Source organism: Streptococcus sp. 27098_8_91 (assembly GCF_041432385.1).
Taxonomy (GTDB): domain Bacteria; phylum Bacillota; class Bacilli; order Lactobacillales; family Streptococcaceae; genus Streptococcus.
In genome coordinates this window covers 1-15,854 of the sequence record NZ_JAPVZN010000014.1, presented here as the reverse complement: position 1 = coordinate 15,854, position 15,854 = coordinate 1, and the positions used below count along the sequence as shown (strand labels likewise).

At 41.9% G+C, this 15,854-nt stretch carries 14 protein-coding genes and 2 other annotated features; of the genes, 3 read left to right on the top strand and 11 right to left on the bottom strand.

The features are described from left to right. From O3611_RS09330 to O3611_RS09300, 7 genes are all read right to left on the bottom strand, one after another. Window positions 1-567 carry an aminodeoxychorismate/anthranilate synthase component II gene (locus O3611_RS09330; RefSeq protein ID WP_045615265.1) on the bottom strand — a complete coding sequence of 189 codons (567 nt, stop codon included), beginning with the start codon at window positions 565-567 and terminating at the stop codon, window positions 1-3. Then, window positions 564-1,925, bottom strand: coding sequence for an anthranilate synthase component I (trpE, locus tag O3611_RS09325; protein ID WP_371608465.1), 1,362 nt, complete (start codon window positions 1,923-1,925; stop codon window positions 564-566). Before trpE ends, O3611_RS09330 begins: the two co-directional genes overlap by 4 nt. A 71-nt stretch (window positions 1,926-1,996) precedes the next feature. After that, window positions 1,997-2,228, bottom strand: a binding site (T-box leader). Next, window positions 2,219-3,397, bottom strand: a complete 1,179-nt coding sequence (gene trpB, locus O3611_RS09320) for a tryptophan synthase subunit beta (protein ID WP_371608464.1) — start codon at window positions 3,395-3,397, stop codon at window positions 2,219-2,221. Its footprint overlaps the feature before it by 10 nt. Window positions 3,398-3,460: 63 nt before the next feature. Then, window positions 3,461-3,692: a binding site (T-box leader), on the bottom strand. A gap of 61 nt (window positions 3,693-3,753) precedes the next feature. Beyond that, on the bottom strand, window positions 3,754-4,980 hold the full coding sequence (locus O3611_RS09315; protein ID WP_371608463.1) for a DegT/DnrJ/EryC1/StrS family aminotransferase: 1,227 nt from the start codon (window positions 4,978-4,980) through the stop codon (window positions 3,754-3,756). A gap of 38 nt (window positions 4,981-5,018) precedes the next feature. After that, window positions 5,019-5,711, bottom strand: a complete 693-nt coding sequence (locus tag O3611_RS09310; RefSeq protein WP_075231481.1) for a sugar transferase — start codon at window positions 5,709-5,711, stop codon at window positions 5,019-5,021. A 106-nt stretch (window positions 5,712-5,817) separates the two neighbouring features. Then, on the bottom strand, window positions 5,818-7,560 hold the full coding sequence (locus O3611_RS09305; RefSeq protein ID WP_371608462.1) for an ABC transporter ATP-binding protein: 1,743 nt from the start codon (window positions 7,558-7,560) through the stop codon (window positions 5,818-5,820). Continuing rightward, complete coding sequence (locus O3611_RS09300) at window positions 7,550-9,295, bottom strand: ABC transporter ATP-binding protein (RefSeq protein ID WP_371608461.1); 1,746 nt, start codon at window positions 9,293-9,295, stop codon at window positions 7,550-7,552. The genes O3611_RS09305 and O3611_RS09300 overlap by 11 nt, the downstream gene beginning before the upstream one ends. A 262-nt stretch (window positions 9,296-9,557) precedes the next feature. Between O3611_RS09300 and O3611_RS09295 the strand changes: the two genes are divergently transcribed. Together O3611_RS09295 and O3611_RS09290 are read left to right on the top strand one after the other, a co-directional pair. Next, window positions 9,558-10,385, top strand: a complete 828-nt coding sequence (locus O3611_RS09295) for an exodeoxyribonuclease III (RefSeq protein ID WP_371608460.1) — start codon at window positions 9,558-9,560, stop codon at window positions 10,383-10,385. An 11-nt stretch (window positions 10,386-10,396) separates the two neighbouring features. Further along, on the top strand, window positions 10,397-10,783 hold the full coding sequence (locus tag O3611_RS09290; protein WP_371608459.1) for a bleomycin resistance protein: 387 nt from the start codon (window positions 10,397-10,399) through the stop codon (window positions 10,781-10,783). Between the two features lie 62 nt (window positions 10,784-10,845). Here O3611_RS09290 and O3611_RS09285 read toward each other — a convergent pair whose 3' ends face one another. The 4 genes from O3611_RS09285 to O3611_RS09270 form a co-directional block, all read right to left on the bottom strand. Next, window positions 10,846-11,250 (bottom strand): PaaI family thioesterase, encoded by a 405-nt coding sequence (locus tag O3611_RS09285; RefSeq protein WP_006152721.1) that lies wholly within the window; start codon window positions 11,248-11,250, stop codon window positions 10,846-10,848. Between the two features lie 69 nt (window positions 11,251-11,319). After that, a complete protein-coding gene (locus tag O3611_RS09280) occupies window positions 11,320-12,801 on the bottom strand; it encodes a UDP-glucose--hexose-1-phosphate uridylyltransferase (protein ID WP_371608458.1) in 1,482 nt (493 codons plus the stop codon). Beyond that, window positions 12,801-13,460, bottom strand: a complete 660-nt coding sequence (locus tag O3611_RS09275; protein ID WP_371608457.1) for an HAD family hydrolase — start codon at window positions 13,458-13,460, stop codon at window positions 12,801-12,803. Before O3611_RS09275 ends, O3611_RS09280 begins: the two co-directional genes overlap by 1 nt. A gap of 11 nt (window positions 13,461-13,471) precedes the next feature. After that, a complete protein-coding gene (locus tag O3611_RS09270) occupies window positions 13,472-14,650 on the bottom strand; it encodes a galactokinase (protein WP_371608456.1) in 1,179 nt (392 codons plus the stop codon). 168 nt (window positions 14,651-14,818) lie between these two features. On the opposite strand from O3611_RS09270, the gene O3611_RS09265 reads away from it, so the two are divergent. Continuing rightward, on the top strand, window positions 14,819-15,820 hold the full coding sequence (locus O3611_RS09265) for a LacI family DNA-binding transcriptional regulator (protein WP_371608455.1): 1,002 nt from the start codon (window positions 14,819-14,821) through the stop codon (window positions 15,818-15,820). Window positions 15,821-15,854 lie beyond the last annotated feature (34 nt).

Below are 15,854 nucleotides of genomic sequence, written 5' to 3'. Positions count from 1 at the left end.
TCACTTTACAACTTTCTCGATAAAATTCTGAATAGAAGATAGGCCATCTGGCGTTCCAATACTTTCTGGATGATACTGCAAGCCATAAATCGGCAAGGTTTTGTGTTGAATCCCCATAATAGCTTGGTCATCTGTCGAACGAGCTGTCACTTCAAACTCTTCTGGCATCTCTTCAATTAAAATACTGTGGTAACGCATGACTGGACGATTGTCCTCAATTCCTTGATAGAGAACGGATGGAGTCTCAAATCGAATCTGGCTTTGTTTCCCGTGCATAACTTTAGGAGCCAAGCCCAACTTACCACCAAAGACTTCTGCGATGGCTTGGTGCCCCAAACAAATCCCTAGAATAGGTTTCTTACCTGCAAAATCACGAATCATTTCTTCCATTTTCCCAGCATCAGCTGGCCAACCTGGACCAGGAGAAAAGACCAGTCCATCTGCCTTTTCAGCATGTTCATAAAGATGTGGATCATCATTTCTCAAAACCTGAACTTCTGCGAAATTCCCGATATATTGAGCCAGGTTATAGGTAAATGAATCATAATTGTCAATCAATAAAATCATGGTCTTAGTTCTCCCATTCTAGTCATAGATTTAGCTTTGTTAATCGTTTCTTGGTATTCGTTCTGGGCGATAGAGTCGTAGACAATCCCTGCCCCAGCCTGTACGTAGGCTCTTTTATTTTTAAGAATCATGGTTCGAATTGCAATGGCAAAGTCCATATCTCCAGTTGCTGAAAGGTAACCGATAGCTCCGGCATAGACGCCTCGCTTCTCTGTTTCTAGTTCATAGATGCGTTTCATGGCCCGAATCTTTGGTGCCCCTGATACTGTTCCTGCTGGAAGAGTCGCTTTCAAGGCATCCATGGCAGTCAGTTCTGGTAACAAACGTCCTTTTACTACGCTAGTCAAATGCATGACATAGCGGAAAAGTTCCACTTCCATATACTTGGTTACTTGGACACTTGCTGTTTCAGCAATTCGACCGATATCATTTCGTCCCAAGTCTACCAACATTCGATGTTCTGCCGTTTCCTTTTCATCAGAAAGTAGATCACTTGCAAGTGCTGCATCTTCCTCGTCATTGGAACCTCTAGATCGCGTACCTGCAATCGGATTTGTTGTTACAATGCCGTTTTTTACGGAAACCAAACTCTCAGGACTGGCACCGATGATTTGATAATCTCCAAAGTCATAAAAGTATAGGTAATTTGATGGATTTGTTACTCGGAGATTTCTGTAGAAGTCAAAAGGATTTCCAGTTACTTCTGCTGAGAAACGCTGACTGAGCACGCATTGGAACATATCTCCATTGCGAATCAAGTCGCGAGCTGTTTCTACCATTTCTTCAAATTTCTGAGGTGCAATATGTGGTCTAAACTGAAGTGGAGAAAGGTCCAAATCTTCAAATTCATTTGGAGCAGGGATCTTCAACTCTTCTAAAACCTGATTTAAAGCCACTTCTAGTTCTTCATTACTACGTTCACTGTAAAGAGTATCCTCGATGATATGAATTTTTTCTTTCTTGTGGTCAAATACCATATAACTCTCGTAAACAAAGAAATGCATATCTGGCGTCCCAATCGTATCCTCAGGAAGCTGGCCAATCTCTTCGTAAAGAGAAATCATGTCGTAACCAACAAAGCCAATCGCTCCACCACCAAAAGGTAGGTCTGAATGGTGCTGGCTCTTTTGTGTCACCTCATAAAGGAAATCCAAGGGGTCACGATCAATCACTTGGCCATTTTGATATAGGACTCCATTCTTAAACTTAATCTCAAAAACTGGATTATAGGCCAAGATAGAAAATCGAGCATTTTCCTTTTCTCTTGGGATACTTTCAAGTATGACCTTGTGTTGTCCATTTAAGCGCATATACGCCAAGATTGGTGATAAAACATCTCCATGAATGATTCGTTCCATTGTAATTTCCCTTTCAGTTCTTCATAAATCCTGTGGTGATTCTACAAAAAATCCCCACGCAAAATAACTTGCGTGAGGACGAAATTCGCGGTGCCACCTCAATTATAGGATTTCTCCTATCTCTCATTCCTGTCTCAGAACCTTCCTATAACAGGCTGTGCGATAAAGGGCACTCCCTTGAGAATCATGTTTTCTTCTCTCAATTCAGATGGACCCAACCTTACAGCTTTCTCTGCTTGTTTTCAGCAACCACAAGCTCTCTGTGAGAGAAATCTCTGTATCTTTTCCATCTTTTATTTTTTAGCTTCAAGGTAGTCTGCAATAGCAGCTACGTCCTTGTCTCCACGACCAGAGACATTAATGACGATAATCTCATCTTTACTTAGTTTTGGTGCTCGTTTGACTGCTTCTGCGATAGCATGGGAGCTTTCAATAGCTGGGATAATTCCTTCAGTCTTGCTAAGTAAAAGCAAGGCTTGAACAGCTTCTTCATCAGTCGCTGCAACATACTCTACACGACCAGAGTCTTTAAAGAAGGCGTGTTCTGGTCCAACCCCTGGATAGTCTAAACCAGCAGAGATAGAGTAAACAGGTGCAACATTTCCATCTTCACCAAAGACTGCATAGGTCTTCATTCCGTCGACAATTCCGACACTACCCTTGGTCATTGTTGCCGCGTGTTTGTCGGTATCTAAACCGTGACCAGCAGCTTCTACCCCAACCAATTTAACTTCTTCATCAGCTACATACTGCGAGAAGGCACCGATGGCATTAGAACCACCACCCACACAGGCAATGACGTAGTCTGGCAAACGTCCTTCTTTTTCCAAGATCTGACGTCGAGACTCTTCACTAATAACTTTTTGGAATTCATGAACAATCGTTGGATAAGGGTGAGGTCCTACAGCTGAACCTAAAACGTAGAAAGCTTCAAGGTCATTCATCCACGCACCAAAGGCTGCATCGACCGCATCCTTCAGAGTACGTGTTCCCGTTTCAACTGCATGAACAGTTGCTCCCATCATCTCCATACGGAAGACATTGAGACGTTGACGTTCCACATCTTCTGCCCCCATGTAGACATCACATGCCATACCAAATTTGGCTGCAGCTGCAGCTGTCGCAACACCGTGCTGACCAGCTCCTGTCTCTGCAATCACACGTTTTTTACCCATGCGTTTAGCAAGAAGAATCTGTCCAAGGACATTGTTAAGTTTGTGTGACCCAAGATGGTTAAGATCTTCACGTTTGAGATAAATCTTAGCCCCACCTAGATAATCCGTCAAACTTTCTGCAAAATAGAGCGGAGTCTCACGACCTGAATAATCCTTCAAGTAATGACGATATTCTGCCAAAAATTCTGGATCATCCTTGTATTTTTCAAAAGTCACTTCCAATTCATCTAGCAAAACCTGAATTGGTTCCGGTACAAAACTACCACCAAACTGTCCAAAATAACCTTTAGTTGTCATAAATTTTTCCTCTTTTCCATTGTTCCAAAATATGAAAAAGCCCACACACGGAATTTACTTCCATGTGAGGGCGTTTGTAACGCGGTACCACCTCAATTGTAAAGAGAATATCCCCTTTACATCTCTGCCTTGTCTAACAACAAGTTGCACTGTAAGGTGTGCCTACCGAATTTTCATTGTTTCAAATTCATTTTTTCAAATCAGCCCAATTTCACTATTTTCAACCACCTGTTCGCAGCAACCACAGGCTCCCTGAAGATCAAAAATAACTACTTTTCTGATTTGTTGAGTTAATTATATGTTATTGCTTTTTCTTTGTCAACCGTTTTCATTCATTTTTTACTAATTTTTTTTTATTAGTTTTTTGAAGAAGCAAGAACTTCTTCAGAAACTCTGACAAAAGTCTCAATGATATAGTCTACTTCTTCATCTGTTAATTTCGTATGAAGTGGCAGTGTAATTTCGTTTACAAAGAAGGCATAAGCCTTTGGATAATCTGCCATATCGAAACCAAGATTCTTATAGGCTGTCAAAAGCGGAAGCGGTTTGTAATGAACATTACTTGCAATTCCTGCCTTAGCCAATTCTTGAATGATTTGATTGCGCTCTTCGAGGCTCGCACCTTCTACATGGGTAATGTAAAGGTGACGACAAGATTCAACAGTATCTGTCTCATGAGCCAATGGATGGATACGAGTCCCTGCAAATCCACGGTCATAGCGATCCACGATATCTTTACGACGTTGTAGTAAGCCAGGATAACGGTCCAGCTGAACCAAACCAAGTGAAGCCATAATGTCTGTCATGTTGCACTTGTAGGCTGGCGTTACGATATCGTATTCCCATGAGCCTAGCTGCATCTTGGCAAGAGCATCTTTGGTTTGACCATGAAGGGAAAGAATCTGGAATTCTTTATACATTTCTTCATCATCAATAGCTGGATTAGTTTTCCAAGTAGCACTTCCTCCTTCAGCAGTTGTGAAGTTCTTAACTGCGTGGAAAGAGAATGAAGTAAAGTCAGCGATTGAACCGGCTGGTTGTCCCTTGTAGGTTGAACCCAAAGCGTGGGCACTATCAGAGACAATCACAATACGGTTAAAGGCCTTTTGCCACTTGCTAGCAGCTGTAAAGAGGTCGCGTTTCTTTTCTACAACTTGGAACAAACGGTCATAGTCACAGATAATCCCTGCAAGTTCAACTGGGATGATAACCTTAGTCTTCTCAGTAATTGCTTGCTCAAGCTTGTCATAGTCCATTTCAAAGGTATCAGCTTGGATATCAACCATAACTGGTGTCGCACCTACGTGAGTAATAACACTACATGATGCTGTATAGGTCATAGCTGGAACGATGACTTCGTCACCAGGCCCTACTTCAAGCACGCGCAAGATCAATTCAAGAGCTGCTGTTGCAGAGTTGAGGCAGACTGTCTTAGGCGTTTGAGTATAGACGGACAGACGACGCTCTAATTCTTTTGTCTTTGGACCTGTTGTGATCCAACCAGAACGAAGGGTATCGGCTACTTCAGCAATTTCAGCTTCGGTAATATCGGGTGGTGAAAATGGAATATTGTAATTTGGCATTGATTTACTCCTTTTACTGTATTCACTCTTGTGATTACTTATTTTAAAACTTCAAATACAGTCTGGAACATGATCTTGATATCTCCGAAGAAATTAAAATCACGTAGGTAGGCTAGATTATAGTGCATCTTTTCTGGAAGGACTCTTTCGACATAAGCTTGGTCGACCGACATACCTTTTGCAGTCATTTGACTGATAATGGCATCCTCGTCCTTATAGTTAATGCTGGCAAGCGATGTAATCCCTGCTGGCAAGAGCAAGGTAGCCATCATTTCAGGGCTGTACTGCTCAGTATAGCGTGGTACTTCTGGACGAGTTCCCACAAAGGACATCTCTCCTTTGAGAACATTGACCAATTGTGGAAGTTCGTCCAAACGAACACGGCGAATGAAATTTCCAACCTTGGTGATGCGGCTGTCATTGGCAGAAGTTACTAGACTTCCTTTCTTATCCGCATCCGTCACCATGGTCCGGAATTTCCAAATCTTGAAATGTCGGTTGTACTGGGTTACCCGGACTTGCTTGTAAATGACTGGACCCTTGCTATCTAGCTTGATCCAAATGCTTAGAATCAGAAATACGGGTGAAGTCAAGATTAACAAGACCAAGGCTAGAAACAAGTCTAGACAACGCTTGAGAATCAGTGAACCTTTTCTTCCAGAGACGAGCTGGTAGTATGGTTTTACCTCACTCAATTGCATTTCTTGAGGTAATTCATCCCATTTCAGCATGCACATTCTCCTCTGTTTTTTATATATAATCTTTATTAACATTCTACATTATACCACAAAATGAAAGAGGCAGTGCAAGAAATCTGTATTTTAAAGGAATTCTTCCCTAGGAAAGAGCACCTGCTTGCAAACTATACATCTTGTGATAGGTTCCTCCCAAGGCCAAAAGTTCCTCGTGTGTGCCGCTCTCGATGATTCGTCCCTTATCTAGGACATAGATACAGTTAGCATCCTGAATGGTAGAAAGACGATGGGCAATGGCAATGGTCGTCCGGCCCTGTCTCATCTTGGCTAGAGAATTTTGGACCAAGGCTTCTGTTTCAGAGTCAATATTGGCTGTCGCTTCATCCAAAATCAGAATTTTCGGTTGACTGGCAACGGTTCTAGCAAAGGCAAGAAGTTGACGTTGCCCAGTAGAGAAACTCGAACCACGCTCAGACACTGGGGCATCATATCCTAATGGAAGATCCTGAATGAAAGAATCTGCATCTACAAACTCTGCTGCTGCCTTAACCTGGTCATCGCTGATATCTTGGTACATAGCGATATTGGACTTGATGGTCCCATGATAGAGGAAAGGTTCCTGTAGGACCAAACCGATGTTTTTTCTCAACTCCTCTTGACTATACTTACGAATATCCACACCATCTAAGAGAACCCGACCTGACTGGAATTCATAAAAGCGCATGAGAACATTAATGATAGAAGATTTACCAGAGCCAGTATGTCCGACAAAGGCGATGGTTTCACCTTTATTGACGGTAAAGGAAATATCATCGAGAATCTGGTGTTTCCCATCATAAGAGAAGGACACATGTTCAAAACGGATATTTCCTTCTCTAATCTCGGCTTGTCCATTTTCTTGGACCGGTTCATAGTTGGTTTCATCGATAAGTGCAAAAACACGACCTGCTGAAACCATAGATGTCTGAAGGGTAGAAAAGTTTTGTGTTACTTCGATGAGGGGATCAAAGAGGCGATTGATATACTGGATAAAGGCATACATAGTTCCTGCCGTTATTCCCAGATAGAGACCGCGATAGCCAAAGTAAGCCATCAAAACCGCATATCCCAACAACTTCAACAAACTCATAGCCGGACGTAAAAAGAGGGAGTCCAAGGCTACTGAACGATTAGCATAGACTAGGTGTTCCTGGTTTATCTCATCAAACTCTTCTTGCAGGCGTTTTTCTTGATTAAAGGCTTGGATAATACGAATCCCTTCGATATTTTCTGCCAGCTTACTGTTAATATCTGACAGTAGACTTCTGGTTTTTTCAATGACCTTGACAGATTTTTTACGGTAGAGATTGACCAAAAGGAAAATCAAGGGTAGAAAGAGCAATACTAAAGTTGTCAGACGATAGTCCAAAACGAGCATGGTATAAAGGGTTGTCACAAAGATAAAGACCGCCGAGATAAAGCTAGATAAGATTCCCGAAAACATATCACTGATAGTTTCGGTGTCATTTGTCAAACGAGAGACAATAGAACCTGCAGGCGTTTTATCAAAGTAAGACATGCCTAGCTTCTCCATATTGGCAAAGGCATCACGTCGAATATCTCTAACGATGCTGTAGGACACGCGCGCAAAGAGTATGTTCCCTACATATTGGACAATGGTTTGAAGAATGTAGAGACCATAGTAAACTAGCAGAACTGTAATAGCAAGCTGATTAAGGTTGTTTAGATACTGGTCGATAAAGTGCGAAGCTACCAAGGGGATGATACTCTTGATAACAGTCGTCGTAAGGAGAAAGGCGAGTGCTAAAAAGGTTAGGAGACCATAGGGCTTGAGATAGGACAACAAGCGTTTCAATACAGCCCATTGTGCTTGTTTATTGCGCATCTTCTTCTCCTTTCATTTCTAATTGTTGTGACTGGTAGGTTTGTGCGTACCAACCATCCAAGGCTAGTAAGTCTTCATGTCTGCCTCGTTCAATGATGCGACCATCCTGCATGACCAAAATTAAATCTGCGTGAACAACTGCACTGAGACGATGGGCAGTGATGATAGTCGTTTTATCTTTGCGAGTTTCCTTGAGATTATCGATGATTGCGAACTCTGTCTTAGCATCCACAGCTGACAAAGAATCATCTAAAATCAAGATATCAGGATTTAGAATCATAGCCCGACTCATAGCCAGACGTTGCTTTTGTCCACCAGATAGACTAACACCTTTTTCCCCGATAACTGTATCAAATCCCTCAGGCATGGCTTGAATGTCTTGATAGACTTGAGCCAACTGAGTCGCTTCTTCTACTGCAGAGAAAGGTAGGTCAGGATTTCCAAAGCGGATATTATCTAGGATAGAGCTAGCAAAGAGAAATTGGTCCTGTGGGACGTATCCCATCAAACTACGTAAGTCAGCTAGTCGATAGTCACGAATGTCATGACCATTTAGATAAATAGCTCCTTGGTCAACGTCATACTCACGTAGGAGCAATTTAATCAAAGCTGTTTTCCCTGAACCAGTTTGTCCAACCAAGCCTAAGGTTTGCCCTTTTTCGAGACTAAAGTGGATATCTCTCAGCGTCTCCTCGTCTTCAAAGGCAAAACGATCAATGGCATAGTCTAAGCGCCCATTTTCAATCCCTTCAAGTGGAGATTCTGGATCTTTGACAGGTGACTCTTGGGACAAAAGACTCTCAATTCGTTGATAAGAAACCTTCCCTCTTTGAGTAATATTAAAGAGGAAACCAATCGCCATCAAAGGCCAGACCAACATATCCAAGTAAGAGATAAAGGTAACCAGATTACCAATGGTTACTTGTCCCGCTTGCACCATAAAGGCACCGACTAAGAGAGTTAAGGCATAGGAAGAACCAACAAAGAGTAGAACCATGGGGTCAAAGAGACTATCATATTTCATAGTTTGCAGATTCTTTTGGAAGGTCAAATCATTGACTTCCTGGAAAGAGGCTAATTCATCAGACTGATAACCGAAGGACTTGGTTACCTTGATCCCAGCTACAGATTCTTGAACCTTATTGTTGAGTTCAGAAAAGGCTGCTTGGGATTCTCCGAAAGCCTTATGGGTCTTTCTCCCCAGACGACTAGTCGCATAGGCCATAAATGGCAAGGGCAGAATGGCAACCAAGGTCATCTGCCAAGAAATGCTAAAGAGCATAGTCAAGAGAGTCACCAAGGCTGTGATAGAGGCATCCACTGCCATCATGACACCACCACCTGCTAAACGAGTCAGAGCATTGATATCATTGGTTGCGTGAGCCATCAAATCCCCAGTCCGATAACTCTGATAAAAAGCGGGAGACATCCTTGTAAAATGTTCAAATAGTCTTGAACGCATGATTTGTCCAAGTCGGTAGGAAGTCCCTAGGATATACATACGCCAAACGTAACGCAGATAATACATCCCGAAAGCTGCCAGCAAGAGATAAAAGAGATGAAGCAAGAGCTCATCTTGTGTTAATCGTCCCGAAGTGATGGCATCAATCACGCGCCCCATGACCATAGGTGGGATGAGGTTTAGTACAGAAACCAAAACCAAAGCTACGATTCCAACTAGGTAACGGCGTTTTTCTAATTTAAAAAACCACCAGAGTTTTTGGATGATGGACATAAAATTCCTTTCTAATGACAAATGGAAACCTGAGGCGACTGCCTCAGGTTTTTCCTATTCTTAGGTGATGACACTAACTTAAACTTTGTCATATTCAGCGATAAAGATACTCAAAGGAGTAACATTTCATTTATTTTCAATCTTTTACATAAATCATTCTTTATTATATAAGAATGACCTGGATTTTTCAAACCATACGCTGGGGAAATGTATTCTTTTCTGGTATAATATTGTCTATAATCTGAATGAAAAGGTACATACTATGAAACTGATCTCATGGAACATTGATTCCCTCAATGCAGCGTTGACGAGTGACTCTGCGCGTGCGAAATTGTCTCAAGACGTTCTCCAAACTTTGGTAGCCGAAGACGCTGATATCATTGCTATCCAGGAAACCAAGCTTTCAGCTAAAGGTCCTACTAAAAAACACCTTGAGGTACTGGAAGAACTCTTCCCAGGTTACGAAAACACTTGGCGTTCCTCTCAAGAGCCTGCTCGTAAAGGCTATGCTGGAACCATGTTCCTCTATAAGAAAGAACTGACCCCAACTGTTAGCTTCCCAGAAATTGGCGCACCTTCTACTATGGACTTGGAAGGACGCATCATTACTTTGGAATTTGATACATTTTTCGTGACTCAGGTCTACACACCAAATGCAGGTGATGGACTCAAACGTTTGGAAGAACGTCAAGTTTGGGACGTCAAATATGCGGAATACTTGGCTGAACTAGACAAGAAAAAACCAGTCCTTGCTACAGGTGACTACAACGTTGCCCACAAGGAAATTGACCTTGCCAACCCAGCCAGCAACCGTCGTTCACCTGGTTTCACAGACGAAGAACGTGAAGGATTTACAAACCTTTTAGCCAAAGGATTTACAGATACCTTCCGCCATATCCATGGCGATGTGCCAGAACGCTATACTTGGTGGGCACAACGCAGCAAGACTTCAAAAATCAACAACACAGGCTGGAGAATCGACTACTGGCTCACAAGTAACCGTGTAGCAGACAAGGTTACCAAGTCAGATATGATTGACTCAGGCGCACGCCAAGACCATACACCGATTGTCTTGGAGATTAAATTGTAAGGATTTTATTTATGGACTACAATGCAGTTATTCCCGAGTTTATGGTCTCAAATATAGAACAGTCTCGTTCCTTCTACTGTGATTTACTGGGTTTTACGATCGAATACGAGCGACCAGAAGAAAACTTTCTCTTCTTATCGCTTGAAGATTGCCAACTAATGCTAGAGGAGGGGAGTAAGGAGGAACTAGCTGAACTAAACTACCCCTTTGGTCGTGGAGTCAACATCTCCTTTGGCATCAAGGATGTCCCTAGGCTCTATCAGAAAGTAATCGAGTCTAACTATCCTATTCATCGTCCTTTGACCAAAAGAGAATTTCTGGTTGGCGACCATTATATCTATCCTCATGAATTTGCAGTTTTAGACCCAGATGGCTATTTTTTAAGATTTAGTGAGTAGGATAATACAGCACTAGAGTGGGAAAGTAATAAAAAAGAGGCATGTGCCTCTTTTTTTGTTTCCTATATCCTCACCTGTCTATCTTCAGATCGTTGTCCTGTAACAAACATGGTGAAGGTTGCCTTGCAGACATTTCGGCCATCTTGGTTAATGATGTCAACATCGACAACACAAGTGGTCCGTCCTTGGTGGACACATTCTCCTTTGATAGTGAGAACATCCCCTAGATTTCCAGCTTTCAGATAGTTGATGGAAGACTGGAGTGTCACCCCGTCTAATCCTAGCGAAATCACCACAAGACCACTGATTTGGTCACAAAGGGTAAATAGATAGCCTCCATGGGCATTCCCATAGTAGTTGAGTGAGGAGTCCACTACTTTTGTTGTCACCACCACGTGACCGTCTCTCATTTTTTCAATTTCGTAATTTTCAAAGGCAGATATAGCGTCAAAGTGAAAATCTTTCATACGTTCCTCCTGATATTTCAAACGACACTATGATACTACTTTTCAAGACTCTACGCAAGAGACAAGCACTTATTCGGGCAAAATACCAACCAGCTCCACAAAGCGCATAAAGGCAGCTTGTCCTTCTTCTGTTTGCTTGTAAACTCCTGCATCTTCCAAAACTCGAGCAAAGATTTTTCCAACAGATTCTTGGACGATATTAAGAGCTTGGTCTTTGTCAGTCAATCCAGGATGGGATTCTTTCAACTCATTTGCCCATTCTTGGTGATAATCTGCTACGGAAACATCCTTTCCTACTAGGTAAGCCGCTACCTGCTCCACTTCTTCCTTCAAGCGTGGTGGCAAGATTGCCAAGCCCATAACCTCTATCAAGCCGATATTTTCCTTCTTGATATGTTGAACATCCTTATGGGGATGATAGATACCATCTGGATGCTCTGGAGATGTTTGATTGTCCCGCAAGACCAAATCTAACTCAAACTGCCCATCTCGCTTACGGGCTATCGGTGTGATAGTGTGATGTGGTGTTCTATTACTTTCTGCCAAGACCTGTACACTTGGGTCAGAATATTGACGCCAAGCCAGTAAGATTTTATCCGCTAGTTCTGTCAAATCCTCTTTAGAATCTGAAGTTAGTCGAATGACGGACATAGGCCATTGAACAATCCCTGCTTTAACAGTTTTAAAACCTGCAAAGGTAAAGCTTTTCTGAATAGGAGCCACTTCCATTGGGAAAACATGACGACCACCTTGATAATGATCGTGGGTCAGGATGGAACCACCCACGATTGGTAAATCAGCATTCGAACCAGCAAAGTAGCCTGGAAATTGCTCCACAATTGCTAACAAACGTTCAAAACTTAGGCGACTAATAGCCATAGGACGATGCTTGCTATCTAGGAAAATACAGTGCTCATTAAAGTAAGCGTAAGGCGAATACTGGAAGCCCCACTCCTGCCCAGAAATATCAAAACGAATAATCCGGTGATTGCTTCTAGCTGGATGATTGACACGACCATGGTATCCTTCATTTTCCATACAGAGCTGACATTGAGGATAGTTACTGGATTTAACCAACTTAGCTGCCGCTATCTCTTTTGGATCCTTTTCAGGCTTAGAGAGATTGATGGTAATCTCTAGTTCACCGTAGTCAGATGGTACACGATAAGCAATATTCTTTGCGATAGCCTTTAGTTTGATGTAGTCATTTCTCTGACTGAGTTGGTAGAAATCCGCAATTGCCTGCTCTGGTGACTGGGCATAGGTATTCCAAAAATCACGATTAACCTGACTTGGACAAGGCGTTACCAAGTCCATGAGGTCGGCACCGAGAATTTCGCGCGCAGCCTGACTATCTTCAATCGTTTCCAAGCGAACGGCTTCCTCAACAAGCTGATCTTTAAGGTCAATCAAGTTATCTGGGTCAGTCTCAACATCGAGAACTCCATCTCCCACCAGTGCCAAGACGCGATTGGTCAGATAAATCCGATCCAACTCTTCAAAGGTACTTTCTGCAATGACTTTTGTAACAAATGTTTCTACTAAGGTCACTAGAAAACCTCCTTCTTACTTTCTAAATAGTCTCTGACAGCATCTAAATCCTGAAAAACTTGTTCTGTTTTATTTAAGAAAGACTGTGCTGGTATTTTTAAATCTGGAATACAAATAACTGGAATCCCAGCTCTAGATGCCGCTTCAATCCCTGCTTCACTATCCTCTAGTACCAAGCAATTCTCTGGTAAAACGTTCAAATCACTACAGGCCTTTAAAAATATATCAGGGTAAGGTTTGCTTCGCTTTACATCTTTTGCAAAAACTAAATGGTCAAATAGTGATAGTATACCATTGCTATCCAATATCATTCTAGCTCGAGATTCAACACTTGATGTTGCTAAAGCGATTGGAATGCCTTCTTTTTGCAAATAAGTAAGCAAATTTTTAGCACCTTTTTTTAAATTTACACCTTTGGCTAAGATTTGAGCTTCCAGTTCATAAACTTTAGCCAAGGTTTGGTCAAAGTTCCAAGGTAAATCATAGGTGTCCAAAAATCGTTGAACATTCTCCTCTTCCCTATGTCCACTGTAGTCTCTAGAATAAGTTTCTTCTGTGAAAGGAATTCCAAAATCTCTAAGCAATTCTTGATAAACTTTTAGAGAAATGATTTCAGTATCGGCTAATAAGCCATCTAAATCAAATATTACAGCTTCCATATCCTTCTCTCCTAGTCTAAAACGCGAGTTCCACCTGCAACTTCAGCGATATAGAAACTTGGAGCGTAGCCAACTACTTCTTCGTAGTGTTTGCCAACAGTTTCTTTAAAGGATTCAACTGCATCTTTTTGAACCAAGGCAATGGCACAACCACCAAAGCCTGCTCCTGTCATACGAGCGCCTAGAACACCTTCTTGAGCCCAAGCTGTATGAACAAGAGTATCCAATTCTAAGCCAGTCACTTCGTAATCATGCTCAAGAGAAACGTGAGACGCATTCATCAAACGACCAAACTTGTCCAAATCTCCTGCTTGAAGAGCCGCTTGTGCTTTAAGTGTACGTTGGTTTTCAAGAACGGCATGGCGAGCACGTTTCAAACGATTTTCATCTTTGATGAGGTAACTGTATTCATCAAAAGCCCACTCATCCAATTCACCCAAGGTTTGAATATTCAAGGCCACTTGGAGTTCTTCTACTGCTTTTTCACACTCAGCGCGGCGTTCATTGTATTTAGAATCCGCAAGTTCACGGCGTTTGTTAGTGTTCATGATAACAACGACATTGTCCTTCAAATCAAGAGGAACCAAGTCGTATTCTAGGGTATTAGTATCTAGGTAAATAGCACGTTGATCTGCTCCCATTCCGATAGCAAATTGGTCCATAATCCCAGAGTTAACGCCGATAAAGTTATTCTCTGTTAGTTTCCCGATTTTAACCAAATCTAGACGGTCCAATTTTAGGTCAAAGAGGTATTCTGCTACGACACCTGTCAAAAGTTCCAAAGATGCTGAAGAAGACAAGCCCGCACCATTTGGGATATTCCCAAAGACATAGAAATCAAAACCTTTGTCAATCACATGCCCAGCTTCTTGCAAGAAATGAAGGACACCTTTTGGATAGTTAGTCCAGTTGTGCTCTTTCTCAAATTTGAGGTCAGCAAGAGGCACTTCGATAATGCCCTTATCCTCAAAGTTGGCTGAGTAGAAACGCAAAACTTGGTCATCACGCTTACGAGCAGCCCCATAGGTTCCGAGTGAAATAGCTGCTGGAAAAACATGACCACCGTTATAGTCAGTATGTTCCCCAATCAAGTTGATGCGCCCTGGCGAGAAGAAGGTTTGGTCTGCTTCTTGACCAAAAACAGCAAGAAAATCCTTGCGAAGTGCTTCAGCAGTAAGATGTTGTGTCATATGAATTCTCCTTTTACGAAATATTAGGTAAAAAAGTTTATCCTGTAATCGTTTTCTTCTATTGTACCCAAGGGTTTTGCTTAGGTCAACATTTTTACCGATATTTTACTAAACTATGAGTAAAAAGGAAGAAAAATATGCTATAATAACCTGAAAAGGAGGGGAATTATGGCTACACTCAAAGATATTGCTCAGCTAGCCTCTGTCTCGATCGCAACTGTATCCCGTGTCCTCAATCGCGATCAGAGTCTATCTATCACAGAAGAAACCAGACATCGTATTTTAACCGTTGCCGAAGAACTAGGCTATACCAAACATCTCAAAACAGGTGAATCACATAAACTCAAACAGAAAATTGCCATTATCCAGTGGGTCAGTGAACAGGGAGAGTTAGAAGATCTCTACTACTACCAGATTCGACTAGGAATTGAAAATAGAGCCCAAGAATTAGATTATGACATTCTGCGCTATTTTAATGATCAGCCTTTCACGCTTAGTGAAGAAGTGATTGGGATTCTTTGTATTGGGAAATTTAGTCAAGCACAGATTGCATCATTTGAAGAATATCACAAACCCCTAGTATTTTTAGATAGTGATACAATTGCCCTTGGTCATACCTGTGTTATTACAGATTTTTATAATGCTGTTAGCCAGGTTGTTGATTACTTTACAGATCATGGGCTTAAAAAGATTGGTATCTTATCCGGACTTGAAACGACCACTGACCAAGAGGAAGTCATCGCAGATAAACGCTTAGATTACTTTAAATCCTATACGCAAGAAAAAGGGATTTATAACGAGAAATTCGTTTTCCAAGGTCTATTTACTGCCCAATCTGGATATGACTTAATGAAAGAGGCTATCGAAAAATTAGGAGAGAAGCTTCCACAGGCATTTTTTGCAGCCAGTGATAGCTTGGCCATTGGTGCCCTTCGCGCCCTCCAAGAAGCCAACATCAGCATACCGGATCGCGTCAGCATTATTTCCTTTAATGATACTATTCTGACCAAGCAAGTGTTCCCACCACTTTCCAGTATTACAGTCTACACCGAAGAAATGGGACGCACAGGAATGGATATTCTGAACAGAGAAGTCCTTCACGGCCGTAAAATTCCAAGCCTTACTATGCTAGGAACCAAACTAACTTTAAGAGAAAGTACCTTGCATTAAGCGCAATAGTTAAACACAAAAAAACCTAATAGAG